The organism is Aeromicrobium erythreum (assembly GCF_001509405.1).
GTDB classification, from domain to species: Bacteria; Actinomycetota; Actinomycetes; order Propionibacteriales; family Nocardioidaceae; genus Aeromicrobium; species Aeromicrobium erythreum.
In genome coordinates, this window is sequence record NZ_CP011502.1 from 144,671 (window position 1) to 168,719 (window position 24,049).

25 protein-coding genes and 1 tRNA gene are annotated in these 24,049 nt (G+C 72.9%); 20 read left to right on the forward strand and 6 right to left on the reverse strand.

Annotated elements, in window-relative coordinates; all coding sequences use genetic code 11:
- Positions 1–12 precede the first annotated feature (12 nt).
- The 4 genes from Aeryth_RS00705 (at position 13) to Aeryth_RS00720 (ending at position 2,835) form a co-directional block, all read left to right on the forward strand.
- Positions 13–987: a heme-dependent oxidative N-demethylase family protein gene (locus tag Aeryth_RS00705; protein WP_067861151.1), complete on the forward strand. Its 975-nt coding sequence runs from the start codon at positions 13–15 to the stop codon at positions 985–987.
- Positions 988–1,074: 87 nt separating this feature from the next.
- A complete protein-coding gene (locus tag Aeryth_RS00710; RefSeq protein WP_067853292.1) occupies positions 1,075–2,316 on the forward strand; it encodes an ammonium transporter in 1,242 nt (413 codons plus the stop codon).
- A gap of 1 nt (position 2,317) precedes the next feature.
- Entirely contained in the window at positions 2,318–2,656 is a 339-nt protein-coding gene (locus Aeryth_RS00715) for a P-II family nitrogen regulator (RefSeq protein ID WP_067853306.1), read from the forward strand.
- 108 nt (positions 2,657–2,764) lie between these two features.
- Positions 2,765–2,835, forward strand: a tRNA-Gly gene (locus tag Aeryth_RS00720).
- Between the two features lie 319 nt (positions 2,836–3,154).
- Here the strand turns inward: Aeryth_RS00720 and Aeryth_RS00725 are convergent.
- Complete coding sequence (locus tag Aeryth_RS00725) at positions 3,155–3,550, reverse strand: MerR family transcriptional regulator (protein ID WP_067853309.1); 396 nt, start codon at positions 3,548–3,550, stop codon at positions 3,155–3,157.
- A gap of 172 nt (positions 3,551–3,722) precedes the next feature.
- On the opposite strand from Aeryth_RS00725, the gene Aeryth_RS00730 reads away from it, so the two are divergent.
- A complete protein-coding gene (locus tag Aeryth_RS00730; RefSeq protein WP_067853312.1) occupies positions 3,723–5,228 on the forward strand; it encodes a SulP family inorganic anion transporter in 1,506 nt (501 codons plus the stop codon).
- 3 nt (positions 5,229–5,231) lie between these two features.
- Here Aeryth_RS00730 and Aeryth_RS00735 read toward each other — a convergent pair whose 3' ends face one another.
- Positions 5,232–5,597 (reverse strand): ArsR/SmtB family transcription factor, encoded by a 366-nt coding sequence (locus Aeryth_RS00735; RefSeq protein WP_067853315.1) that lies wholly within the window; start codon positions 5,595–5,597, stop codon positions 5,232–5,234.
- A gap of 79 nt (positions 5,598–5,676) precedes the next feature.
- On the opposite strand from Aeryth_RS00735, the gene arsB reads away from it, so the two are divergent.
- From arsB to Aeryth_RS00755, 4 genes are read left to right on the forward strand one after another with little or no spacing between them, the layout of a single operon-like run.
- Entirely contained in the window at positions 5,677–6,765 is a 1,089-nt protein-coding gene (gene arsB / locus Aeryth_RS00740; RefSeq protein ID WP_067853318.1) for an ACR3 family arsenite efflux transporter, read from the forward strand.
- The gene (locus tag Aeryth_RS00745; RefSeq protein ID WP_067853321.1) at positions 6,762–7,163 is read left to right on the forward strand and encodes an arsenate reductase ArsC; all 402 of its coding nucleotides are present in this window, start codon (positions 6,762–6,764) and stop codon (positions 7,161–7,163) included. Before arsB ends, Aeryth_RS00745 begins: the two co-directional genes overlap by 4 nt.
- 48 nt (positions 7,164–7,211) lie before the next feature.
- Positions 7,212–8,018: an S-methyl-5'-thioadenosine phosphorylase gene (locus Aeryth_RS00750; RefSeq protein WP_067853324.1), complete on the forward strand. Its 807-nt coding sequence runs from the start codon at positions 7,212–7,214 to the stop codon at positions 8,016–8,018.
- Positions 8,015–9,070, forward strand: a complete 1,056-nt coding sequence (locus Aeryth_RS00755) for an NAD-dependent epimerase/dehydratase family protein (protein ID WP_067853327.1) — start codon at positions 8,015–8,017, stop codon at positions 9,068–9,070. The genes Aeryth_RS00750 and Aeryth_RS00755 overlap by 4 nt, the downstream gene beginning before the upstream one ends.
- A 26-nt stretch (positions 9,071–9,096) precedes the next feature.
- On the opposite strand, the gene Aeryth_RS18225 is transcribed toward Aeryth_RS00755, so the two are convergent.
- Complete coding sequence (locus Aeryth_RS18225) at positions 9,097–9,513, reverse strand: hypothetical protein (protein ID WP_067853331.1); 417 nt, start codon at positions 9,511–9,513, stop codon at positions 9,097–9,099.
- A complete protein-coding gene (locus Aeryth_RS00765; RefSeq protein WP_067853334.1) occupies positions 9,510–10,454 on the reverse strand; it encodes a hypothetical protein in 945 nt (314 codons plus the stop codon). The genes Aeryth_RS18225 and Aeryth_RS00765 overlap by 4 nt, the downstream gene beginning before the upstream one ends.
- Positions 10,455–10,538: 84 nt before the next feature.
- Between Aeryth_RS00765 and Aeryth_RS00770 the strand changes: the two genes are divergently transcribed.
- The 11 genes from Aeryth_RS00770 to Aeryth_RS00820 all read left to right on the forward strand — a co-directional run bounded on the left by Aeryth_RS00770 (position 10,539) and on the right by Aeryth_RS00820 (position 18,601).
- Positions 10,539–11,207, forward strand: a complete 669-nt coding sequence (locus Aeryth_RS00770; protein WP_067853338.1) for a glycosyltransferase family 2 protein — start codon at positions 10,539–10,541, stop codon at positions 11,205–11,207.
- Positions 11,204–11,899, forward strand: a complete 696-nt coding sequence (locus Aeryth_RS00775) for a TIGR04282 family arsenosugar biosynthesis glycosyltransferase (protein WP_067853341.1) — start codon at positions 11,204–11,206, stop codon at positions 11,897–11,899. The genes Aeryth_RS00770 and Aeryth_RS00775 overlap by 4 nt, the downstream gene beginning before the upstream one ends.
- A complete protein-coding gene (locus Aeryth_RS00780) occupies positions 11,896–12,531 on the forward strand; it encodes a methyltransferase domain-containing protein (protein WP_067853344.1) in 636 nt (211 codons plus the stop codon). The genes Aeryth_RS00775 and Aeryth_RS00780 overlap by 4 nt, the downstream gene beginning before the upstream one ends.
- Positions 12,532–12,536: 5 nt before the next feature.
- The gene (locus tag Aeryth_RS00785) at positions 12,537–13,670 is read left to right on the forward strand and encodes a molybdopterin-dependent oxidoreductase (RefSeq protein WP_067853347.1); all 1,134 of its coding nucleotides are present in this window, start codon (positions 12,537–12,539) and stop codon (positions 13,668–13,670) included.
- Positions 13,667–14,089, forward strand: coding sequence for a hypothetical protein (locus Aeryth_RS00790; RefSeq protein WP_144433614.1), 423 nt, complete (start codon positions 13,667–13,669; stop codon positions 14,087–14,089). Before Aeryth_RS00785 ends, Aeryth_RS00790 begins: the two co-directional genes overlap by 4 nt.
- A gap of 17 nt (positions 14,090–14,106) precedes the next feature.
- Positions 14,107–14,682, forward strand: a complete 576-nt coding sequence (dcd, locus tag Aeryth_RS00795; RefSeq protein WP_067853353.1) for a dCTP deaminase — start codon at positions 14,107–14,109, stop codon at positions 14,680–14,682.
- A gap of 19 nt (positions 14,683–14,701) precedes the next feature.
- On the forward strand, positions 14,702–15,610 hold the full coding sequence (locus Aeryth_RS00800; protein WP_067853356.1) for a pseudouridine-5'-phosphate glycosidase: 909 nt from the start codon (positions 14,702–14,704) through the stop codon (positions 15,608–15,610).
- Between the two features lie 3 nt (positions 15,611–15,613).
- Entirely contained in the window at positions 15,614–16,516 is a 903-nt protein-coding gene (locus tag Aeryth_RS00805) for a carbohydrate kinase family protein (RefSeq protein WP_067853359.1), read from the forward strand.
- Positions 16,517–16,653: 137 nt separating this feature from the next.
- Positions 16,654–16,986: a hypothetical protein gene (locus tag Aeryth_RS00810; RefSeq protein WP_067853362.1), complete on the forward strand. Its 333-nt coding sequence runs from the start codon at positions 16,654–16,656 to the stop codon at positions 16,984–16,986.
- A 31-nt stretch (positions 16,987–17,017) separates the two neighbouring features.
- Entirely contained in the window at positions 17,018–17,770 is a 753-nt protein-coding gene (locus Aeryth_RS00815; protein WP_144433615.1) for a hypothetical protein, read from the forward strand.
- Positions 17,771–17,857: 87 nt separating this feature from the next.
- Complete coding sequence (locus tag Aeryth_RS00820; RefSeq protein ID WP_067853369.1) at positions 17,858–18,601, forward strand: MBL fold metallo-hydrolase; 744 nt, start codon at positions 17,858–17,860, stop codon at positions 18,599–18,601.
- A 63-nt stretch (positions 18,602–18,664) separates the two neighbouring features.
- On the opposite strand, the gene Aeryth_RS00825 is transcribed toward Aeryth_RS00820, so the two are convergent.
- On the reverse strand, positions 18,665–21,799 hold the full coding sequence (locus Aeryth_RS00825) for a heterodisulfide reductase-related iron-sulfur binding cluster (protein ID WP_067853371.1): 3,135 nt from the start codon (positions 21,797–21,799) through the stop codon (positions 18,665–18,667).
- Between the two features lie 1,034 nt (positions 21,800–22,833).
- Positions 22,834–24,018: an MFS transporter gene (locus tag Aeryth_RS00830; protein WP_236749788.1), complete on the reverse strand. Its 1,185-nt coding sequence runs from the start codon at positions 24,016–24,018 to the stop codon at positions 22,834–22,836.
- Positions 24,019–24,049: the final 31 nt, after the last annotated feature.

The following is a 24,049-nucleotide window of genomic DNA, read 5'->3' on the forward strand; positions in this document are numbered from 1 at the left end:
ACCCAGCCCAGCGTGGACCGCGCCCTCGTCGCCGGCTTCCCCTTCCCGTTCCCCACCGACCGCTACCGCTACTCCACGAACGTCGAGCCGGCACCGCGCGTCGTCAGCACCCCCGCCGGGCAGTGGGGCGCGAGCCTCGTCGACGTCGACGGCGAGTACCACCGCGAGCTCGACGAGCGCGCCGCCGTCCTCGAGCGCGACCCCAGCCGCTACGCGGTGCTCGACCACATGGCGCCCGCCTGCTGGGACACGATGCTCACGCTCATGCGCGAGCTGGCCGCCGCCTACCCCGACGTCATGAGCCTCGACGGCGACGGACCGTCGTACGTCTGGACCAACCGCCTCTTCGACGTCGAGCAGCCGTTCACGTACGCGCAGCCGTCGACGCTGCCCGACGAGCCGCTGCGCTACGTCGCCTCCCAGGTGCAGGAGGATCTCGTGCTGCTCGACCAGCGCGACGGCGACCTGTGGGGCGACGCCGGCCTGGTGACGTTCGCCGCCGACTGGTCGTTCGGCTTCGACGTCGGCATGTCGTTCCTGGAGATCCACGGCCCCGTGCCGCGCCTGCGCGAGACCGGCGTCATCACCCGCGCCCGCGAGTTCATCATGCGGCTCCAGCCGGGCGCGCCGTACCGGCGGACGAACTGGACGCTCACCGTCGGACGCCGGCTCGACGTGTCGACCGAGCGGTACCCCGAGTGGGGGCCGGACCGGCCGCGCATGCTGACCGTCGACGACGTGACGTTCGGCCGCGAGGTGCACCTGCGCACCGAGGTGCAGCACCTGGTGCGCCTCGAGGAGTCCGGCGCGGTGCTGTTCCTCATCCGCACCTACCTGCTGCCGTTCGAGGAGCTCGCACGTGTGGAGCCGTGGCGGGCCACCACGGCGGCCGTGCTGGCCGACCTCCCCGACGACATCGCCGACTACAAGGGCATCGCCGGCTACCGCGACCGCGCCGTCGACTGGCTGCACGCGCACGCGCCCTGAACCCCCCGACCCCGGACCGACCCCCCGGTCCGGCGCGACGTCCCGCCCGGGGCGTCGTCACCACCCCCCACCCGAGGAGGTCTGTCGATGACCGCAGCCGACGTGGCGTGGATGCTCGCCGCATTCGCCGTCGTCCTGATCATGTTCCCCGGCATCGCGCTGTTCTACGGAGGCATGGTCGGGCCGAGGAACGCCCTGAACATGCTGATGATGTGCATGAGCACGCTCGCCGTCGTGTCCGTCCTGTACGTGCTCTACGGCCACGGCGTGGTCGTCGGCGACAGCCTCGGCGGCTGGCGCGTGATCGGCGACCCGCTGCAGCACCTGGGCTGGACGGGCATCTACGACGATCCCGGTGACGGGTCGATCATCGACCCCTACTGGTTCTCCTTCTACGTGCTGTTCGCCGCGATCACGGTCGCGATCGTCGCGTCGGCGGCCGTCGGACGCATGAAGTTCTCCGCGTGGCTCGTGTTCTCGGGCGTGTGGCTCACGCTCGTGTACCTCCCGCTGGGCCACCAGGTGTTCGCGTTCGACGGCGAGGACACGAAGGGCGGCTGGCTGCGCAACGTCGTCCAGCTGCACGACTACGCGGGCGGCACGGCCGTGCACATGTCGGCCGGGTTCGGGGCGCTCGCGCTGGCGCTCGTGCTCGGCAAGCGTCGCACCGTGCAGATGCGGCCCCACAACCTGCCGATCGTCCTCGTCGGCGTCGGCATGCTGTGGATGGGCTGGATCGGCTTCAACGGCGGCACGGCCGGCGGCGCGAACTTCCTCGCCCAGTTCGCGATCATGTCGACGTTGCTCGCCGGCTGCACCGGCATGATCGGGTTCTGCCTCGTCGAGCGGGTGCGCGACGGGCACGCCACCACCCTCGGGATGTGCTCGGGCGTGATCGCCGGGCTCGTCGGCATCACCCCGTCGGCGGACGCCGTCGACGCGCTCGGTGCGCTGTTCGTCGGGTTCGCGTCGGGCGCGGTCGTCGCGTGGGCGGTCACGTGGAAGTCGCGGCTGGGGATCGACGAGTCGCTCGACGCGTTCGCGGTGCACGGGATCGGCGGCATCGTCGGCTCGCTGTGCGTGGTGCTCATCGGCTTCGAGGGCGCACCGGCCGGCATCCGCGGCATCCTCCTCGGCGGCAGCTGGGACATCGTCTGGCGCGAGGTCGTGGGCATCGTCGTCGTGTCGGGCTACGCGTTCGTCGCGACGTACGTCATCGCGCGCGTGCTCGACCGGGTGATGGGCCTGCGGGCGCCGGAGGAGCACGAGCTCGAGGGCATGGACCTCACGCAGCACGCCGAGTCGGCGTACGACCTCGAGAGGACCTGACGTGAAGCTCGTGACCGCCGTCGTCCAGCCGCACCGGCTCGACGACGTCAAGGAGGCGCTGACCGGGCTCGGCATGGCGGGGCTCACCGTCACGGAGGTGTCGGGCCATGGTGCGCAGAAGGGCCACGCGGAGGTGTACCGCGGCGCGGAGTACCGGGTGGATTTCCGGCCGAAGGTGCGGGTCGACGTGGTGGTCTCCGACGCCGACCTGGAGGCCGTGCTCGACGCGGTGACCGAGGCCGCCCGCACCGGGAGGATCGGCGACGGGAAGATCTGGGCGACCGACCTCGTGGAGGTCGTCCGGGTGCGGACGGGGGAGCGCGGTGAGTCGGCCGTCTGACGGCCGGCGCGCCCGTCGGGCGTGAGGAGCGCGGCGTCGCCCGGGGGTCGACGCCGTGCTCCCCTCGTCGCCTGCGGCGCCCAGGGTCGGGTACCTTGGGCGTCACCGGCCGATGTAGCTCAATGGCAGAGCGCTTGCTTCCCAAGCAAGACACGCGGGTTCGATTCCCGTCATCGGCTCCGAGCGCAGCGAGGAGTCGCTGACGGGAATCGAGTCGGGCCCCCTGCGCGGCGAAGCCGCCGAACTTGGGATCCCGTCATCGGCTCCATCGCGCCGAAGGCGCTCTGTTGCCGATGCGTCATCGAGTCGGGCCCCCTGCGCGGCGAAGCCGCCGGTCTTGGGATCCCGTCATCGGCTCCATCGCGAGGCGTGGCCACCTGTCGGTCGGCTCGGCGCCGTCACCCCCACGGAAACCGGCTCCCCCCCACGCAAGATTCCCGTGGTTGGTGCCGGTTTGCGTGGGGCCCCACGCAAACCGGCGCGCGCCGAGAGGCGCGATCAGCCGTCGGACTCGCGCTCGAGGAGCGCGAGGAACTCGTCGGCCATCGCGAGCTGGCGCTCGAGCTTCTCCCGTCGGGCGACGGCATCGGCGCGGACCTGGGCCAGGTGGGCGCGCGCGTCGTCCGGTGATCCCGTGCCCCGCAGGGCCTCGAGGTCGGCCATCACGGCCTTCATCTCCTCGATCGAGAAGCCGAGGGGCTTCATCCGGCGGATGACGAGGATCTTCTCGACGTCGTCCTCGGTGTACAGCCGGAAGCCGCCCTCGGTGCGGCCCGACGGGTGCAGGAGGCCGACCTCCTCCCAGTGGCGCAGGCTGCGCAGCGACAGCTCGGTCCGTGCGGCGACCTCGCCGATCTGCATGAACGCCGACGCGTCACCGCTGCCGTCCGTCATCCGTGACCATCCTCACCGCTCGCGACGTCGAACTCTACCCTCACGTGAGGGTAGGGTTCAGTGCAGACCTTCGACGGCACGAGCCGTCCCGCCCATGGTGCCGCACGCCGCGCCCGGGCCCTCCCCACCACCTCCCCGACCAGGCGCCGACCGTCGCGCGCCCAGGAGCCCCATGTCGTCCACCGCCGTCCCGGTCCACGAGCCGACCACCGTCCGCGCCGCCCTGCGCAGCCCCCGGGTCCTGCGCACCGAGGTACTCGCCGGGCTCGTGGTTGCGCTCGCGCTGATCCCGGAGGCGATCTCGTTCTCGATCATCGCCGGCGTCGACCCCCGCGTCGGGCTGTTCGCGTCGTTCACGATGGCCGTCGCGATCTCCTTCCTCGGGGGCCGTCCCGCGATGATCTCCGCCGCCACCGGCGCGATCGCCCTCGTCATCGCGCCGGTGATGCGGGAGCACGGCTACGACTACCTGATCGCCACCGTGCTCCTGGGCGGCGCGATCCAGGTGGTGCTGGCGCTCGTCGGCGTCGCCCGGCTCATGCGGTTCGTCCCGCGATCGGTCATGGTCGGGTTCGTCAACGCCCTTGCCATCCTCATCTTCCAAGCCCAGCTGACGCACCTCGTCGACGTGCCGTGGCTCGTCTACCCGATGGTGGCGGTCGGCATCGCCGTCATCGTCGGCTTCCCGCGCGTCAACGCCGTGGTCCCGGCACCCCTGGTCGCGATCATCGCGCTCACCGGCTTCACCCTGCTCGCGTCGATCACCGTGCCCGACGTCGGCGACCAGGGCACCCTCCCCGACAGCCTGCCGTCCTGGTTCCTCCCCGACGTCCCCCTGACGCTCGACACCCTCCGCATCATCGCGCCCTACGCCCTCGCGATGGCCGTCGTGGGTCTGCTCGAGTCGCTGCTCACCGCCAAGCTCGTCGACGACATCACCGACACCCCCTCCGACAAGACGCGCGAGGCGGTCGGCCAGGGAGCCGCCAACGTCATCACCGGCTTCTTCGGGGGTATGGGCGGCTGCGCCATGATCGGCCAGACGATGATCAACGTGAAGGTCTCGGGTGCGCGCACGCGGATCTCCACGTTCCTCGCGGGAGTGTTCCTGCTCGTGCTGGTCGTCGGGTTCGGCGACGTCGTCGCCCTCATCCCCATGGCCGCGCTCGTCGCCGTCATGATGATGGTGTCGGTCGGCACCTTCGACTGGCACTCCGTGCGTCCGGCCACGTTGCGACGCATGCCCCGCAGCGAGACGGCGGTCATGCTCGTCACCGTGCTCGGCACCGTGCTCACCCACAACCTGGCGATCGGCGTCGTCGTGGGCGTCCTGGCGGCCATGACGCTCTTCGCCCGCCGCGTCGCGCACCTGACCGACGTCGAGCGCACCGTCTCCAGCGACGCCGACGGCACCACGACCGCCACCTACCGTGTCACCGGGCAGCTGTTCTTCGCCTCGAGCAACGAGCTGTACACGCGGTTCGACTACGCCGACGACCCGGCGCGCGTCGTCGTCGACCTCTCGGACGCGCGGGTCTGGGACGCCTCGACGGTGGCCGCGCTCGACGCGATCACGACGAAGTACGCCCGGCGTGGCTCGAACGTCGACATCGTCGGGCTCGACCCGGCGAGCGCGGAGCGGCACGAGCGCCTGACCGGTCGGCTCGGTGGCCACTGAGCGTCAGAGCCGTACGTCACGCCCGTCGACTCCGTCGAGCAGTCGCGCGACGCGCCCCAGCGCCCCCGGGACGACGGAGTAGAAGGCCCACGTCCCGCGCTGCTCGCGGGAGAGGAGCCCCGCCTCCACCAGCACCTTGAGGTGGTGGGAGACGGTCGCCTGGCTGAGGCCGACCGGGCCGGTGATGTCGCAGACGCAGGCCTCGCCGCCCTCGTGCGCCGCCACGAGCGACAGCAGCCGCACGCGGTTGGGGTCGGCGAGCGCCTTGAAGGTGCGGGCCAGCTCGACCGTCTCCTCGCGCTCGAGCGGCATCGACGCCAGCGTCCCGCCACAGGCCGAGGCCGTGGTCGGAAGCGGCGAGGAGGTCACCCGGCGAGTATGCCCCAGGACCCGCTACGCTCCCTCCATCGATGTCCGTCGATCTATCTGTCTCGACGAAGGAGCGGCCGTGCAGCAGCGCCTCGGCACCACGTCGTCCAGCCCGGCACCCCCGGTGGAGCGGCTGTCGCGGCTCGACCGGCTGCTGCCCGTCTGGATCGTGCTGGCCATGGCGCTCGGGCTGCTCCTCGGCCGCACCGTCGAGGGGCTCGACTCCGCGCTCGAGGCGGTGTCGGTGGGCTCCGTGTCGCTGCCGATCGCGGTCGGGCTGCTCGTGATGATGTACCCGGTGCTCGCGAAGGTCCGCTACGACGAGACGTCGCGGGTCACCGGCGACCGGCGGCTCCTCGCCGCCTCGCTCGTCCTGAACTGGGTCGTCGGACCGGCCCTCATGTTCGCGCTCGCGTGGCTGTTCCTGCCCGACCTGCCGGAGCTGCGCACCGGGCTCGTGATCGTCGGCCTCGCGCGCTGCATCGCGATGGTGCTCATCTGGAACGACCTCGCCTGCGGCGACCGCGAGGCGGCCGCCGTGCTCGTCGCCGTCAACTCCGTCTTCCAGGTCGTCGCGTTCGGGGCGCTCGGCTGGTTCTACCTGCAGGTGCTGCCGGGCTGGCTCGGGCTCGAGACCACGTCGGCGGAGTTCTCGTTCACGGCGATCACCCTCAGCGTCGTGGTGTTCCTCGGCGTCCCGCTCCTCGCGGGCTGGGCCACCCGGACCCTCGGCGAGCGGGCGCGAGGTCGTGACTGGTACGAGTCGAGGTTCCTCCCGCGGCTCGGCCCCTGGGCGCTCTACGGCCTCCTGTTCACGATCGTGGTGCTGTTCGCGCTGCAGGGCGACGCGGTTGCGAGCCGGCCGCTCGACGTCGCACGCGTCGCGCTGCCGCTGCTCGTCTACTTCGCCCTGACGTTCGCGCTCGGGATGCTGCTCGGACGCGCGCTGCGCCTCGGGTACGCCAAGAGCACGACGGTCGCCTTCACCGCCGCGGGCAACAACTTCGAGCTCGCCATCGCAGTCGCCGTGGGCACGTTCGGGGTGACCTCAGGCCAGGCGCTCGCCGGCGTCGTCGGCCCGCTCGTCGAGGTCCCCGTCCTGGTGGGTCTCGTCCACGTCGCGCTCTGGGCGCGTCGCTTCTACCCCTCCGAGGAGTCCCCCCGATGAGCCGTGCCCGTCCCACCGTCCTGTTCGTCTGCGTGCACAACGCCGGACGCTCCCAGATGGCCGCCGGCTTCCTGCGCGAGCTCGGCGGCGACGACGTCGAGGTGCTCTCGGCCGGATCCACGCCGGCCGACCAGGTGAACCCCGTGGCCGTCGAGGCCATGGCCGAGCTCGGCGTCGACATCGCCGGCCAGCAGCCGAAGGTCCTCACCGACGACGCCGTCGTCGCGGCCGACGTCGTCGTGACCATGGGGTGCGGCGACGAGTGCCCCTTCTACGTCGGCAGGCGGTACGAGGACTGGGTGCTCGACGACCCCGCGGGCCAGGGCATCGACGCCGTGAGGCCGATCCGCGACGAGATCCGCACCCGTGTCGAGGAGCTCCTCGCCTCGCTGCGCTGAGCGGGCCGCAGGGATGCGCCCGACCCCCGGCGCTGCCAGGGTGAGGGGATGAGTACCCCCGACGTCGCCGTGATCGGCGGATCCGGCTTCTACACGTTCCTGGAGGACCCCGAGCAGGTCGACGTGGACACGCCCTACGGCCCGCCGTCGGCGCCCGTCTCGATCGGCCAGGTCGGGGACCGCACGGTCGCGTTCCTGCCGCGGCACGGCGCCGACCACCGCTATCCCGCACACCGGGTGCCGTACCGCGCGAACCTCTGGGCGCTGCGTTCCCTCGGCGTCCGTCAGGTGCTGGCGCCGTGCGCCGTCGGCGGGTTGAGGCCCGAGCTCGGTCCCGGCAGCTTCGTCGTGCCCGACCAGCTCGTCGACCGCACGAGCGGGCGCCTGCAGACCTACTACGACACCGGCGCCGTGCACGTCTCGTTCGCCGACCCCTACTGCGAGCGGCTGCGCGGCCACCTCCTCGACGGCCTCGCCGACCAGCAGCCCACCGACGGCGGCGCGATGGTCGTCATCGAGGGCCCGCGCTTCTCCACGCGCGCCGAGTCGCGCTGGTACGCCGACCAGGGCTGGGCGGTGGTCAACATGACCGGGCACCCCGAGGCGGTCCTGGCCCGGGAGCTGGCCCTCTGCTACGCCACCGTCGCGCTCGTCACCGACCACGACGCAGGCGTCGACGACGGTGCTGGTGGTCACGGCGAGGCCGTGAGCATGGAGGCCGTCTTCCAGGTGTTCCGCGAGCACACCGACACGCTCAAGTCGACGCTCGCGACGGTCGTCGGCACCCTCGGCGAGCGCGACTGCGCGTGCGGCTCGTCCGTCGACGGCATGACGCTGCCGTTCGAGCTGCCGTGAGGGTCCTGCTCACCGGCGCCGCCGGGTTCATCGGCTCGCGCATCGACCTGCGGCTCGCCGAGCGCGGGCACGAGGTGGTCCGTCTCGACGCCTACCTGCCGATGGCCCACGGACCGGGCGCCCGCGACGCGGCGCCGGCCGACGTGCACCTGCTCGACCTGCGCGACGCCACCGAGGCGCAGCTCGACGCCGTCCTCGGCGGCATCGACGTCGTGTGCCACCAGGCCGCGATGGTCGGCAACGGCGTCGACGCGCAGGACCTTCCCGACTACGCGGCGCACAACGACCTCGGCACCGCCCGGCTCCTCGCGGCGATGGCCCGCGTGGGGGTCGACCGGTTGGTGCTCGCGTCGTCGATGGTCGTCTACGGCGACGGCCGCTACGACTGCCCCGAGCACGGCGACGTGCCCCCCGCGGTGCGCCGGGAGGACGACCTGGCGGCCGGACGCTTCGACCCGCGCTGCCCCGTCTGCGGCGGCGACGTCACGTGGCGCCGGGTCACCGAGGACGCGCCGATCCGTCCGCGCACGTCGTACGCGGCCTCGAAGATCGCCCAGGAGTACTTCGCCGACGCGTGGTGCACGCTGCAGTCGGGCCGCGCGGTGGCCCTGCGATACCACAACGTGTACGGCCCGGGCATGCCCGCGGACACCCCCTACTCGGGCGTGGCGGCGATCTTCCGGTCGGCGCTGGAGCGCGGCGAGGCGCCGCGCGTCTTCGAGGACGGCCGGCAGGTGCGCGACTTCGTGCACGTCGACGACGTCGCGCTCGCGAACGCGCTGGCCGTCGAGACGGTGGCCGGGCACCCCGTGGGCGTCACGCCCTACAACGTCGCGTCGGGGCGGCCGTTCACGATCGGGGACATGGCGCGGGTGCTGTCCCGCGCGGTCGACGGCCCGGAGCCCGTGGTCACGGGCGACGCCCGCGTGTTCGACGTCCGGCACGTCCTCGCCTCGCCCGACAAGGCGGCCGAAGGTCTCGGGTTCCGGGCCGAGATCGCACCCGAGGACGGCATCGCCCGGCTGGCCACCGACCCGCTCCGGCGTCGCTGACCGTCACGGTCAGGGGAGGGTGGGCGTCACCAGCGGGTGATGAGCAGGGTCTGGGCGAGGAGCGCGACCACGAGCTGCGACGCGAGCAGGGGGCGCTGCCAGCGGTCGGGCAGCAGGGCGGGCACCGCCACGACCCAGATCGTGAACGGCAGCCAGATCCGCTCGACCTCCGCCTTGCTCATGCCCGACAACGTCGCGAGCGCGATCGTGGCGAGGCCGCCCGCAGCGAGCACCGCGAGGGGCACCCGGCGTCTCACAGCGTCGGCGGTGGCGGGGAAGGCGGCCCACACGGCCAGGCCCGCCGTGCACGTCCACGCCGCGATGTTCGCCCACACCCAGTAGCCGTAGGAGCGCTCTGACGCGATGCCGTCGTAGTAGCGCTCACGCAGCACCGGGTACGCCTCCCACCAGTGGAAGCCGAACGCCGAGAAGACCGCCGTCACCGCGAGCGCGCCGCCCAGTGCCCACGGCAGGGTCCACCAGCCCAGCCGCGTCGGTCCCGGTGCAGGGGTCGAGGTGTCCCGTGCACCCGTGCGGCTCGTCCTGGTCGCCAGCCACAGCACCGTGAGAGCAAGGACGCCGAGCAGCACCAGGCCGTAGGAGAGGTAGACGCACCAGCCCAGCAGCAGCCCCGCAGCGACGCCCTGGGCCCCCCTCGCGGTCCGCGCGACGTCGCCGCGCGTGCCAGCAGGTACAGGCCCCACGCGGCCACGGCCGCGAAGTACCAGTCGGCGCTCACCCCCGCCCACACCACGAGCGGCGCGAGCGCGAGCCACGGCGCGGCCCTGCGCGCCAGGTCGCGGCTGCCGAGCAGGTCGAGCGTCAGCAGCACGGCGGCCACCGACGTCGCCCCCACCGTCACGACGACCATCGCGATCCAGAACGGGTCCTGGACGCCGAGCCGGTCGAGCAGCACGAACGAGAGCAGCGCGCCCGGCGGGTGCCCGGCCACGTGCGTGTGCCAGTTGTCGGGGGCCGACGACGGGATCCGCTCGACGAACTCCCGCAGCATCGCGGGGACGTCGCGCACGGTCTGCGCGTCGTGCGGGTACTCGCTCGTGCGGCCGTACACCCGCGCGAACCCGTAGCGGCCGTCGCTCAGCCCGAGCGCGCACGTCCAGAGCCACCCCGCGAAGGTCGTCAGCACGACCACCACCCGCCAGGGCAGCTCGAGGCACAGACGCGGCAGCGCCGACCACAGCAGCACCCCGGCCGCGATCGCCACGAGCACGAGCGGGTCGAAGCGCGGACCCCACCAGGCGTGCAGCGGCGGGAAGTGCACGCGCACGTCGTCGTCGAGCAGCAGCGGCACGACCATGGCCGCGACGACGAGCACGAGTCCGACGAGCGCCGACACGACGGCCGGGCGGGGGCGGGCCTGCATGGCGCCACGCTAGCCCGACCATGACCGCACCGCAGGGCCGCCGGTTGACGTGCGGGGTCGAGCCATCGCCCGTAGTTTCGGGGGATGGTCGATGCCGGTGTGACGTGCGACGTGGTGGTGCCGTGTCGCGACGAGGCAGCGGCCCTGCCGCTCGTCCTCGCCGACGTCCCCGCCGGTCTGCGGGTCGTCGTGGTCGACAACGGCTCCACCGACGGCACGGCCGACGTCGCCCGCTCGCTCGGCGCGGTCGTGGTGCACGAGTCCCGTCCCGGGTACGGCGCCGCGGTCCACGCCGGCGTGGAGGCCGCCGAGGCCGAGTACGTGGCCGTGATCGACGGCGACGACTCGATGCGGCTCGCCGACCTCCTGCCGATGCTCGACGCCGTGCGCACCGAGGGCGTCACCATGGCCGTGGGTCGACGTCGTCCCGTCGCCCGGGGCGTCTGGCCGTGGCACGCCCGCGCCGGCACGCTCGCGCTTGCCACGTGGATCCGACGCTCGAGCGGCTTCGGCATCCACGACCTCGCGCCCATGCGGGTCTGTCGTCGCCAGGACCTCCTCGACCTCGACGTGCGCGACCGTCGCTTCGGGTACCCGCTGGAACTCATGGTCAAGGCGTCCCGCGCAGGCTGGACGGTCCGCGAGGTCGACGTCGACTACCGACCGCGCGCGGCCGGCACGCGGTCGAAGGTGTCGGGGTCGGTCAAGGGCACCGCCCGGGTCGTCCAGGACTTCGCGAAGGTGCTCCGATGACGCCCGCGCCGCTCGAGCCGCCGTCGACCGGCCCGGTGCTGCTCGTGGTCGCGAAGGCACCCGTGCCCGGCCTCGCCAAGACGCGGCTCGGCCGTGTGGTTGGGCCCGACGCCGCGGCCGACGTGGCCGCCGCCGCCCTGCTCGACACGCTCGACGCCGTCCAGGCCGCCCGTGCGGTCACGGGCTGGCCCGTCGTGGTGGCGATGACCGGCGAGGTCGCCAGCGCCGCCCGCGCGGACGACGTCCGCGCCGCCCTCGAGCGCACCATCGTCGTGCCCCAGCGCGGCGACGACTTCGGTGAGCGCCTCGCCCACGCCCACGCCGACGCGGGGGTGCACGGTCGGGGCACCGTGCAGATCGGCATGGACACCCCCCAGGTCGCCCCTGACGACCTCGTCACGGCCGGGAACGCCGTCGTCGAGGGACGTCAGGTGCTCGGTCCGGCCGACGACGGCGGCTGGTGGCTGCTCGGCCTGCCCGACCCGCGACGCGCCGACGCCCTGCGCGACGTGCCGATGTCGCGCGACGACACCGGCGAGCTGACCCGCGCGGCCCTCGGCGACGTCGAGCTGCTGCGCGCGCTGTGCGACGTCGACGAGTGGCCCGACGCGCAGTCGGTCGCCAGCGATCTCCCGGGGTCGCGGTTCGCCGCAGCGGTGGACCGGTCCACGACGGCAGGAGCAGGGGCATGAGCCTGGACGACGCCACGTTCGACGCAGTCTTCACGTCCGACGACTCGCGGTTCGTCGACGACGCCGGTGTCGAGGAGCACCTGGCGGTCCAACGGTGGGCGGCGGACGCCGACGATGCCGACCACGCCCTCTTCGTCGACCCCTGCTCGGGACCGACCCTCGACCTCGGCTGCGGCCCCGGGCGCCTCGTGCACGCCCTCCTGCTGCGCGGTGTCGACGCCCTGGGCGTCGACACGTCGCGCGCGGCGTTGGGCCTGGCGAAGGCGCGTGGTTCCGTCGTGCTCCGGCGCGACCTGTTCGACCGGCTGCCCGGCGAGGGCCGCTGGCAGCACGCGCTGCTCGCCGACGGCAACATCGGCATCGGCGGGCGACCGGCGCGGCTGCTGCGCCGGGTCGGCGAGCTCGTCGCGCCCGGCGGCTCGGTGCTCGTCGAGGTGCGCGAGAACGGCGGGATCCTGCAGGAGAGCCGACGGCTGCTGGTCGACGGTCGCCTCGGTGCGCCGTTCGAGTGGGCCGTCGTCGGCCTCGACGCCGTCAGCTACCTGGCCGACCGCGCCCACCTCGTCCACACCCGCACGTTGCAGGCCGACGGCCGCTGGGTGGCTGAGCTGCACCGACCGGTCCGAGGCTGAGGACCGTGCGCCTGCCCCGGGTCGAGGACTTCGAGGCCCGCGCGCGGGGACCACGGCTCACGGCCCGCGTCGGCACCTGGCTCGGCGTGGCGTTCGGCATCTGCTTCCTCACCGGGATGTGGAGCCACCTGCAGTACGACCCGCCGTCCTGGGCCCCGATCGGGCCCCGGCCCGCGTCGCTCTACCGGTGGACGCAGGGTCTGCACGTCGCCACGGGGATCGCCTGCGTGCCGCTGCTGCTGGTGAAGCTGTGGTCGGTGTTCCCGCGGCTGTTCGCGCGACCGCCGGCCGGCGTCCGCCGCCTCGCGCTGCACGCCCTCGAGCGCGGCTCGATCGCCGTCCTCGTGGCCTCGGCCCTGTTCCAGCTGGTCAGCGGGCTGCTCAACGTCGTGCAGTGGTACCCGTGGTCGTTCTCGTTCCGCCCGGCGCACGAGGCCGTGGCCTGGATCGCGATCGGCAGCATCCTCGTGCACGTGGCGGTCAAGCTGCCGGTGGTCCGCCAGGCGTTCGGGCCCGAGGCGGAGGACGACGTCGTGCGCTCCGGTGCTCCCGGACGTCGCGCCGTGCTGGCGACCGCCCTCGGCGCGTCGGCGGTGGCGACCGTGCTCACCGTCGGGCAGAGCGTGCCGTGGCTGCGCCGCGTGTCGGTGCTCGCGGTGCGCGACGGGACGGGCCCGCAGGGGCTGCCGATCAACCGCACGGCCCGCGCCGCCGGCGCCGTCGAGGCCGCCACCGACGCCGACTTCCGGCTCGAGGTCGTGCACGGCGACCGCAGCGTCACGCTGAGCCGGGCCGACCTCGCCGCCCTGCCGCAGCGCACGCACCGCCTGCCGATCGCCTGTGTGGAGGGCTGGAGCCGCAGCGCGACCTGGACGGGCGTGGCCGTGCGCGACCTGCTCGAGCTGGTCGGGGCGCCAGCGGCGTCGACGGTGCGGGTCACGTCGATGCAGACCCGCGGCGCCTTCGCGCGCAGCGAGCTGCCCGCCGTGTTCGTCGAGGACCACCGCACGCTGCTCGCGCTCGAGCTCGAGGGCGAGCCGCTCGACCTCGACCACGGCTTCCCGTGCCGCATCATCGCGCCCAACCGGCCCGGCGTGCTGCAGACCAAGTGGGTGCGGACGCTGGAGGTCCGCGCATGAGGGTGGCCCGTCTGCTCCTCGCGCTCCCCGGGGTCGCCGCGATCGTGTGGGGCGTCCTGCTGCTGCTCGACCGGCCCGACGGCCTGGTCTCGGTGCTCGTCTGGGCGGGGGGTGCCGTGCTCGTGCACGACCTCGTCGTGGCGCCGCTGACCGTCGTCGTGGGTCTGGCGCTCGGCCGCGTCCTGCCCCCGTCGACCCGCGCCCCGGCCCTGCTGCTGCTCGCCGGCTGGGCCCTCGTGACCGTGGCGGTCGCCAACGTGCTGTCGGGGCAGGGCGGCAAGCCCGACAACCCGACCCTGCTCACCGGCGACTACGGACTCGCCTGGGGGGTCGCGACGGTCCTCGTGGCGCTCGCCGTCGGCGCGCTCGTGGTCGTCGGCGTCCGGCAGGAGCGTCGCCGTACGTCGGCGCCCTCCTGATGGGTTAGGTTGCTGCCGTGCTGCTGAGCGACCGCGACATCCTGGCCGAGATCGACGCGGGACGGGTGGGCCTGGACCCGTTCGAGCGCACCATGATCCAGCCGTCGAGCATCGACGTGCGGCTCGACAAGTTCTTCCGCGTCTTCGACAACCACAAGTACCCGCACATCGACCCGGCGGCCGACCAGTCCGACCTGACGCGCCCGGTCGAGGTGGCCGGCGACGAGACCTTCGTGCTGCACCCCGGCGAGTTCGTCCTCGGGTCCACGTTCGAGCTCGTCACCCTGCCCGACGACGTCGCGGCGCGCCTGGAGGGCAAGTCGTCCCTCGGTCGCCTCGGGCTCCTCACGCACTCCACGGCCGGCTTCATCGACCCCGGCTTCTCCGGGCACGTGACGCTGGAGCTGGCCAACGTCGCCACGCTGCCGATCAAGCTCTACCCAGGCATGAAGATCGGCCAGCTCTGCTTCTTCCGGCTGACGTCCGCCGCGGAGCACCCCTACGGCTCCGCCGCGTACGGCTCCCGGTACCAGGGCCAGCGCGGCCCGACGGCGTCGCGGTCGCACGCCAACTTCCACCAGACGAGCATCTAGACCCGAAGCACGAGCCAGCATGTCGCTACCCCTCTCCATCAGTCCCGAGGTCTCCGACGCCCTCGCCGCCGGCCGGCCGGTCGTGGCGCTGGAGTCGACGATCATCTCCCACGGCCTGCCCCGGCCGGACAACCTCGCCGCCGCGCGCCGCTTCGAGCAGCAGCTGCGCGACGCGGGCGTCGTGCCGGCGACCATCGCCGTGCTCGACGGGCAGCTCAAGGCCGGCCTGAGCGACGCCGAGCTCGAGCGGATCGCGTCCGAGGACGTGCCGAAGCTGAGCATGCGCGACCTCCCGGTCGTGCTGGCGCGGGGCGGCAGCGGCGCGACCACGGTCGCGGCCACGTCGTTCATCGCCGACCACGCAGGCGTGCGGGTCTTCGCGACCGGCGGCCTCGGTGGTGTGCACCGTGGTGCGGACACCTCCTTCGACGAGTCCAACGACCTGAAGGCGCTCTCGGAGGTGCCGATCACGGTCGTGTCCGCGGGCGTCAAGTCGGTGCTCGACATCGGCGCCACCCTCGAGCGGCTCGAGACCCTCGGCGTCACGGTGCTCGGCTACGGCACCGACGAGTTCCCGAGCTTCTGGCTGCGCTCGTCGGGCGAGCCGCTCGACTGGACGGTGCCCGACGGTCAGGCCGTCGCCGGGGTCATGGAGGCGCGCGAGCAGCTCGAGCTCTGCACGGCGATCGTCGTGGCGAACCCGCTGCCGTTCGACCAGCAGCTCGACCCCGACCTGCACGACCGCGCCCTCGCCGAGGCCCTGCGCCGCTGCGAGGAGAAGGGCATCGAGGGCAAGGAGGTGACGCCGTTCCTGCTCTCGACGATCGTCGAGCTCACCGAGGGCGACAGCCTCGCCGTCAACCTGCGCATCGTCGAGAACAACATCCGGGTCGCGGCCGAGATCGCCACCGCCTGGGCGGAGCTCTAGCCCGTGACGGTCCTCGTCGTCGGCGACGTGGTCGACGACATCAGCGTGCGACCGCTGACGGAGGTCACGCCCGCGAGCGACACCCCCGCGACCATCCGCATGGCGCCCGGCGGCTCGGCGGCCAACGTCGCAGCGTGGCTGGGCGAGCTGGGCGTGCCCACCCGCTTCGTCGGCCGGGTGGGTGCCGACGCCGTCGAGCGGCACACCGCGGCCCTCGCGGCACACGGAGTCGACGCCCGTCTGGCGGGCGACCCGGACCTGCCGACGGCGACCATCCTGCTGCAGCTCGACGACGCCGGCGAGCGGACCATGTTCGTCGACCGCGGCGCGAACGGTCGGCTCTCGCCCGACGACGTGGGCGCTGACGTGTGGGACGGCGTCACGTGGCTGCACCTCACCGGCTACTCGTTCTTCGACGAGGGCACCCGCTCGACGGCGCTCGGACTCGTCGCGCAGGCCAGGGCGCGCGGCGCCGGCGTCAGCGTCGACCCCAGCACGGTCTCCTTCCTGCGGGCGTGCGGCGGCCCGACCTTCCTCGACTGGGTCGACGGTGCCGACCTCGCGTTCCCGAACCTCGACGAGGCGCGGGTGCTCGTCGACGCGCGCGGGCCCCAGATCGACCTCGACCACCTCGCCACCCGCTTCGGCGGCGTCGTGGTGACGCTCGGGTCGATGGGCGCGGCCTTCCTCGGCGACGTCGACGGGGTGGAGCGCCGTGAGCAGGTGACGGCACCGCGGACCGCGGTGGTCGACACGACCGGCGCGGGCGACGCCTTCGCCGCCGGCTTCCTGGCGTGCTGGCTGCGGCCCGGTCCGCGGGACGTGCGGGCCGCGCTCGAGTCGGGTCGGGCGGTCGCCGAGCGGTGCATCGCCGTGCGCGGCGCGCGTCCCCGGTCTAGCACCTGACGACTGATTCCGTAGCCCGATCGAGTCATTTCGGGACCTTCAGTGATGTTTTATCCCTGACCGGCTTCGGTTCCCGTCATCCGTGCGGTTGTATCGAGGTGGGGCCGTCCAGGGGTAGGCCCCAGAGGGAGGACACCGTGTCGATCGTGCCGACGCCACGACGTGGCGACCGTGCCACCCGTCGTGAGCGTCGCGCGCGTCCGGCCGGTGTCCTCGACGGCAGCGTCCACGTCGCCGCCGCGGACCACCGCGTCTACGTCCTGGCCTACTACCGCTCGCCGGAGGCTGCCCGCGACGCCCGCGACGGCGTCGTGACCACGTGGGCTGACCATGCCACCGCGCCCGACCGGGTCACGCTCACCGCGCCGGGCCCCGGCGCCTGGTACGTCAGCGTCCTGGAGCGTCACGAGGGTCCCGACGGCTTCTCCTTCTCGGCGGGGGTCGAGGCGCTCCCGCTGCTGCCCGCCTGATCGGCGGGCCTGCGGCTGCCATGCTGGGCGCGTGAGCGGATCGGTGGGGTGGCGGCACGACCCGCGTCGACGCGCCGTCGTCGCCGTCGGCGTGCTCGTCGCGCTCCTGGGCGGGCTGATGGGCTGGATCGTCGTCGCCCCGGAGAGCACCGGCGTGACGTTCCCGGACGGTCGGGTGGCGTCGGAGGGCGAGATCCGCACGGTGCCGGGCGGTGGGTCCTACGCGTTCCTGCAGACGCAGGCGGACGGTGAGACCCCGGTCGCGTACGACCCGTGCACGCCCGTGCGGGTCGTGGTCAACGAGCGGCTCGCGCCCGACGACGCCGACGCGGTGCTCGAGCGGGCCGTCGCCGAGGTGCGCGAGGCGTCGGGGCTCGACGTCAGGGTCGTGGGCCGCACCGACGACCCTCCCCAGACGCACCTCGACGACCCTGAGGACGGCGACGGCTGGCGTCCGGTGCAGGTCAGCTGGACCGACGCCGACGAGGTCGAGGAGCTCGAAGGTCGGGTGGCCGGCCTCGGCGGCAGCACGTGGATCGAGCGCGACGGGGTGCGGCGGTACGTGACCGGCGAGGTCATGCTCGACACGCCCGACATCGTCGACGGCGGCAGCGGCGGCGAGGTCGCGACCGGCGTGCTCATGCACGAGCTCGCCCACGTGCTGGGGCTCGACCACGTCGACGACCTCGGGGAGCTCATGCACCCCAGCAGCCCCCGATCCTCCTGGGGCCCGGGCGACCGCGCCGGCCTCGCCGCCCTGGGCGACGCCCCCTGCGCCACCTGACCCCCCATCCCCGCTGAGCGTGACGTTCGCGGGGTCGGACCGGCGTTTCTGGCCCGCGAACGTCACGCTCAGGGGGAGCATCGAGCCATGACGAGCCCGATCCAGGTCGCCGACGGCGTGCACCTCGCCACCGGGACCGACGTCAACTGGCTGCTCCTGCAGGACGGTGACGCGCTGACGGTCATCGACACCGGCTACCCCGGCGACGCCGACCGGCTCGACGCGTCGGTGCGGGCGCTCGGCCGCGAGCCCGGCGACGTCGCCGCCGTGCTCGTGACCCACGCCCACGTCGACCACGTCGGCAGCATCGAGCGGTGGTGGCAGGAGCACGGCGTGCCGGTGCTGGTGCACGAGGACGAGCTGGCGAACGTGCGCGGGGAGCGGCACGAGTCGGCCACCCCGCTCGACGTCGCCCGCCGGGCCTGGCGACCCCGCACGGCGCTGTGGGCCGCGCGCATCACGCGGGCCGGCGGCACGGCGCACGTGACCGCGCCGCACGCGCAGACGTGGACGGGCGAGGGTCCGCTCGACCTGCCCGGCCGGCCCGTCCCCGTCCACACCCCGGGCCACACGAGCGGGCACACGGCGTTCCTGCTGGCTGACGCCGGCGTGCTCGTGACGGGCGACGCGATCGTGACCGCCCACGCCACCACGTCGCGTCGAGGTCCGCAGCAGCTGCCCGGCTTCTTCGCCGCCGACCCCACGCTCGCCGCCCGCTCCCTCGAGCGGTTCCGCGACCTCGACGCCGACACGATCGCCCCCGGCCACGGACCGGTCTGGCAGGGGCGCCCCACCGACGCCGTCGACCACGCCCTCGCGCCCCAGCGGTAGCCGAGACGACGAGAGGGCGCCCGCGCTGTGCGGGCGCCCTCTCGGCTCAGGTGACCTCGACCGTCAGGCCTTCGGCTCCTCGTCGTCCTTCGCCAGCTCCGTGGCCGCCTCCGTGACGCCCTGGCCCGACGGGTTCGCGTCGCTCAGCGGCGCCACGTCGTCGGACTCGGGATCAGGGTTCGGCGCATCCTCCACCGCCACGACCTCCGACGGCGCAGCGGACTCCTCGGGCGTCGACGCCTGAGCCGTCGGCTCGGTGGCGGCGTCGTCGACGCCGGCCGCGTCGGCCTCCTCCTCGCGGGCGTCGCCGTCGACCGGCTCGTCCTCGGCGGGCGCGGGGGTGTCGGCCTCGGCGGGCGACTCCTCGCCACCCTCGGGCACCGACTCCACCTCGGGGTCGACGGCGTCGCCCGGCTCGGGCTCCGGGTCCGGCGTCGGGGCGCCGGCCTCGTCCGACGTGGCCCCGCTCTCGACGGCACTGGCCTCGACGGCACCGGCCGCGTCGGCCTCCTCCTCGCGGGCGTCGCCGTCGACCGGCTCGTCCTCGGCGGGCGCGGGGGTGTCGGCCTCGGCGGGCGACTCCTCGCCGCCCTCGGGCACCGACTCGACCTCGGGGTCGACGGCGTCGCCCGGCTCGGGCTCCGGGTCCGGCGTGGGCTCGTCGTCGGACGCGCCGGCGGTGGAGGCCTCGACCTCTTCGTTGCCGGGCGCCTCGCCGGCGTCGCCACCGGTACCGGCGGCGTCGCCCTTCTCGTCGACGTCGATGTTGTGCTGCGCCGCCACCTCGACGTCCGCCTCGGCGGAGGCCGGGGCGGGGTCGTCCTTCGGCGCCTCGGCCGGCTCGTCGGTGCCCTGCGGGTCCTCGTGGGCGTCGGCAGCGGGTGCGGCGTCGTCGGTCGCGCTGATCGACGCCGGGTCGGCCTCGTCCTTCGCGTCGGGCTCGGCCTCGGTGGCAGCAGCCGCAGCCGTCGCCTTCTCGGCCTCCTCGACCACGGCGGCGTCGTCCTCGGCCGTCGGCTCCTCAGGACGCTTCACGGCCGCGAGCAGCATCTGCGCGACGTCGAGCACCTCGACCTCCTCGCGTGCCTCGCCGGCCGCCTGCTGGGCCGTCAGGCCGTCGGACAGCATGACCCGGCAGAACGGGCAGCCCACGGCGATCTGGTCGGCGCCGGTGGCCACGGCCTCCTGGGTGCGGTTCACGTTGATCCGCGAGCCGAGGTTCTCCTCCATCCACATGCGCGCGCCACCGGCGCCACAGCAGAAGGAGCGCTCGGAGTTGCGCGGCATCTCGGCGAACTTCGCACCGGGGATGACGCTCAGCAGCTCGCGCGGCGCCTCGTACACCTGGTTGTGGCGGCCGAGGAAGCACGGGTCGTGGTAGGTGATCGTCTTCTCCGGCTCGGCCGACGCCGCAGCGCCCGCCTTCGGCGCGACGGGCTTCAGCTTGCCCTCGCGCACGAGGCGGTTGAGCAGCTGCGTGTGGTGGACGACCTCCAGCTCGACGCCGAACTCGGCGTACTCGTTCTTGAGGGAGTTGAAGCAGTGCGCGCAGGTCGAGACGACCTTCTTGGCCTTCGTCTCCTTCAGCACCTCGGAGTTCTCCATGGCCAGCTGCATGAAGACGATCTCGTTGCCGGCGCGACGCGCCGGGTCACCGGTGCAGGTCTCGCCGTCACCGAGGATCGCGAACTCGACGCCCGCGGTGTGCAGCAGCTCGGCCACGGCCTGCGTGGTCTTCTTCGCACGGTCCTCGAAGGCACCGGCGCAGCCCACCCAGAACAGCCACTCGACCTCGTCGAGGCTCTCGACGTCGACGCCGACCTGCTTGACCTCGAAGTCGAGGCCCTTGGTCCAGTCGAGGCGGTTCTTGGGGTTCATGCCCCACGGGTTCCCCTTGCGCTCCAGGCCCTTGAAGATGTTGTTCAGCTCGGCCGGGAAGTTGCTCTCGACGAGCACCTGGAAGCGGCGCATGTCGTCGATGTGGTCGACGTGCTCGATGTCGACGGGGCACTGCTGCACGCAGGCGCCACAGTTCGTGCACGACCACAGGACGTCGGGGTCGATGACGCCGTACATCTCCTCGTCGCCGATGAGCGGACGCTCGACCTCCTTCTGCTGCTCCTCGGTGCGCTCGTCCTCCGGCACCGACAGCGCGGGGATCTTGGCGTAGGCGTGCTCGCGCAGGCCCATCATGAGCAGCTTGGGGCTGAGCGGCTTCTCGGTGTTCCAGGCGGGGCACTGGCTCTGGCAGCGGCCGCACTCGGTGCAGGTGGTGAAGTCGAGCAGACCCTTCCACGAGAAGTCCTCGACCTTGCCGACGCCGAGCTTCTCGAAGTCCTCCTCCTCGAGGTCCTCCATCTTCTCCAGGTCGAGCGGCTGCCCGTTGACGAGGATCGGCTTGAGACCACCGAGGGCCGTGCCGCCGTCGGACTCGCGCTTGAACCAGATGTTCGGCCACGCGAGGAAGCGGTGCCAGGCGACGCCCATCGTCAGGTTCGTGGAGATGACGAGCAGCCAGATCATGGCCGAGACGACCTTGATCATGGCGATGGTGACGATGATCGTCTTCAGCGTCTCGATGTTCTCCTCACCCGTCGGGTAGAGGTTGCCGAAGAACTGGGCGATCGGGAAGTGGAACCCGCTCGCGTACTTGCTGCCCTCGGCCTGGAGCAGGTTGTACTCGGCGCCGCGGATGAACAGGATCGCGATGCTCTCGAGGAACACCATGAACTCGACGAAGTACGCCTGGCCCTGGCGGGAGCCGAAGAAGCGGCTCTGCCGGCCGAGCTTGCGCGGGTGCTTGACCTGGCGGTAGATCGCGAGCGGGATGATCGCGAGCGCGCCGAGCAGGCCGATGAACTCGCTGAACCACTCGTAGAGGAAGAAGTGGCCGATGAGCGGCCACACGAACTCGGGGTCGAACAGCTGGACGAAGCCCTGGGCGACGGCCGAGCTGAGCACCAGGAAGGCCGCGTAGGCGAACCAGTGGAGGATGCCGACCCAGGTCCACTGGAGCATCCGGGTGTGGACGAACGTCTCCTTCAGCATGTTCACCGTGCGCGCGGCCGGGTCGTTGGTGCGACCGGGTGCGGGTCCACCGGCGCGCACGACCGCGGTCATGCGGCGCACGGCGATGACCGTGACGGGGATCGTGATGGCCGTAACGGCCAGCGAGACGATGATCGCGACGAGCTGCATGGAGCCTCAATCCTTGGTGCGACGACCGTGACAGTGGAGGTGACACTAGCCCCTCGCGTTCTTGTCCGCGGGGTAAGGCCACCCTGATCCTGCAGGTCAGCGGTCGGTTACCGGTGGGTAGGTACAGCCTAACCCCCGACGCGGACCTCTGTCCGCCGGTGTGAGCCGTTCGAGACCGCGCGGACCACGCTGGTCGAGTAGGCCGAGCGGCGACGAAGGAGCCCGGTTGGGCGTATCGAGACCACTCTGGGCGGTCGCTGGGGGTTGGTTCGCGCTGATCCGTTGCCGGGTGGTCTCGATACGCGGCCACGGCGCTCCTTCGTCGCGCGTGCCGCTACTCGACCAGCGGAATGTCTAGCTGGTCGAGTAGTCGACGCCGCGACGAAGGAGCTGGCGGTGGCGTATCGAGACCATTCCAAGCGGTCGCTGGGGCCGGTCCGCGCGGGGCCGTTGCCGGGTGGTCTCGATACGCGGCCACGGCGCTCCTTCGTCGCGCGTGGCCGCTACTCGACCAGCGGAATCCACCGCTGGTCGAGTAGTCGCCTCCGCCGAGGGACGAGGCGTGCGGCGACGTATCGAGACCACTCCAAGCGGTCGCTGGGGGTTGGCCCGCGCGGGGCCGTTGCCGGGTGGTCTCGATACGCGGCCACGGCGCTCCTTCGTCGCGCGTGCCGCTACTCGACCAGCGGAATGTCTCGCTGGTCGAGTAGTCGACGCTGCGACGAAGGAGCTGGCGGAGACGTATCGAGACCATTCCAGGCTGTCGCTGGGGGTTGGTTCGCGCTGGGCCGTTGCCGGACGGTCTCGATACGCGGCACGGCGCTCCTTCGTCGCGCGTGCCGCTACTCGACCAGCGGGAGGTATCGGTGGTCGAGTAGTCGACGCTGCGACGGAGGAGCTGGCGGAGACGTATCGAGACCATTCCAGGCTGTCGCTGGGGGTTGGTTCGCGCTGATCCGTTGCCGGGTGGTCTCGATACGCGGCACGGCGCTCCTTCGTCGCGCGTGCCGCTACTCGACCAGCGGTGGGCGCCGCTACTCGACAGCGGGGGCGGGGCGGCGGGGGCGCTCGGTGGGGACGAGGGGGAGGGCCAGGAGGGGAAGGACGGCGACGAGGCCGAACGCCCACCCGTACCCGGCAGCGGCGATGAGCACGCCGACCACGGGCGGCACGGCGGCGCTGACGAGGTACTGGCCGGTGTTCTGCACGCCGAGCGCCTTGCCCGACCACCACGGCCCGGCTCGTTCGGCCACGGCCGTGAACGCCAGCCCGTTGTCGGCGACGGTGACGACGCTGGCGACGACGACGAGCACCACCGCGAACGGGGTCGGCTCGAGCAGGCCGAGCGCCAGCATCGCCACGGCGGCGGCGAGCGCGACGACGCGCATCGGTCCCATGCGGCTGCCGACCCGGTCGGACCACCACCCGACGCCGACGCGCCCCGCCGACCCGAGCAGCTGGGTGACGGCCACGAGCGCGCCGGCAGCCGGCGCGGACCACCCGCGCTCGGCGATCAGCCAGGTCAGCATGAACGTCCACACGGTGAACTGAGGGACGACGAGCAGGGCCGACGCCCCGTGGATGCGCAGCAGCGACGCGTCGCCGGCGTACGGGCTGGCGGTCTCGCCGTCGCGCAGGGCCTCGGCGCGGGCCCGGCGGGGCGGGTCGACGACCAGCGCCGCGCAGGCCACGAGGGTGGCGGCGTTGATCGCGGCGATGGTGAGCAGCGTGGTCCGCAGGTCGGTCGCCTCGACGAGGGTCGGGACGAGGACGGCAGCGAGCCCGACCCCGAGCGGCAGCGCGGCCTGTCGGATGCCCATGGCGGTGCCGCGACGTTCCGGCGGGAACCAGCCGACGACGAGCCGGCCGCTGGCGGCGTTGGAGCTGGCGACGCCGACGCCCGCGACGAACCAGCATGCGGCGAGCGGGAGGTAGCCGTCCGCGAACGCCGCACCGGCGCTGCCCACGGTGGTGACGACGAGACCGAGGGTGAGGGTGAGCCGTTCACCCCACCGGTCGACGACGACGCCCCACGCCACGAGCGAGACGGTGGTGCCGAGCAGCGACGCCGACGCGAGCGCGCCGGCGTGCCCGAGGGTGAGACCGCGGTCGCGGGTGAGGAAGGGGATGAGGGCGACGGCCGCGTTGGCGGCGACCGTGCCGGAGACCTGCGCCAGCATGCCGACCGCGAGCATCAGCCATCGGTTCGGGGACGCCACCGCTCCATGGTGGGCCCCGACCGACGGGGCC

What these genes read in the sequence shown, in the direction of transcription:
- Aeryth_RS00765 (WP_067853334.1), bottom strand. Translation starts at nt 10,454, where the DNA reads ATGCAGGCCCGCCCCCGCCCGGCCGTCGTGTCGGCGCTCGTCGGACTC.
- Aeryth_RS00775 (WP_067853341.1), top strand. Translation starts at nt 11,204, where the DNA reads ATGACGCCCGCGCCGCTCGAGCCGCCGTCGACCGGCCCGGTGCTGCTC.
- Aeryth_RS00790 (WP_144433614.1), top strand. Translation starts at nt 13,667, where the DNA reads ATGAGGGTGGCCCGTCTGCTCCTCGCGCTCCCCGGGGTCGCCGCGATC.
- Aeryth_RS00745 (WP_067853321.1), top strand. Translation starts at nt 6,762, where the DNA reads ATGAGCCGTGCCCGTCCCACCGTCCTGTTCGTCTGCGTGCACAACGCC.
- Aeryth_RS00820 (WP_067853369.1), top strand. Translation starts at nt 17,858, where the DNA reads ATGACGAGCCCGATCCAGGTCGCCGACGGCGTGCACCTCGCCACCGGG.
- Aeryth_RS00730 (WP_067853312.1), top strand. Translation starts at nt 3,723, where the DNA reads ATGTCGTCCACCGCCGTCCCGGTCCACGAGCCGACCACCGTCCGCGCC.
- Aeryth_RS00710 (WP_067853292.1), top strand. Translation starts at nt 1,075, where the DNA reads ATGACCGCAGCCGACGTGGCGTGGATGCTCGCCGCATTCGCCGTCGTC.
- Aeryth_RS00825 (WP_067853371.1), bottom strand. Translation starts at nt 21,799, where the DNA reads ATGCAGCTCGTCGCGATCATCGTCTCGCTGGCCGTTACGGCCATCACG.
- Aeryth_RS00780 (WP_067853344.1), top strand. Translation starts at nt 11,896, where the DNA reads ATGAGCCTGGACGACGCCACGTTCGACGCAGTCTTCACGTCCGACGAC.
- Aeryth_RS00750 (WP_067853324.1), top strand. Translation starts at nt 7,212, where the DNA reads ATGAGTACCCCCGACGTCGCCGTGATCGGCGGATCCGGCTTCTACACG.
- Aeryth_RS00800 (WP_067853356.1), top strand. Translation starts at nt 14,702, where the DNA reads ATGTCGCTACCCCTCTCCATCAGTCCCGAGGTCTCCGACGCCCTCGCC.
- Aeryth_RS00770 (WP_067853338.1), top strand. Translation starts at nt 10,539, where the DNA reads ATGGTCGATGCCGGTGTGACGTGCGACGTGGTGGTGCCGTGTCGCGAC.
- Aeryth_RS00725 (WP_067853309.1), bottom strand. Translation starts at nt 3,550, where the DNA reads ATGACGGACGGCAGCGGTGACGCGTCGGCGTTCATGCAGATCGGCGAG.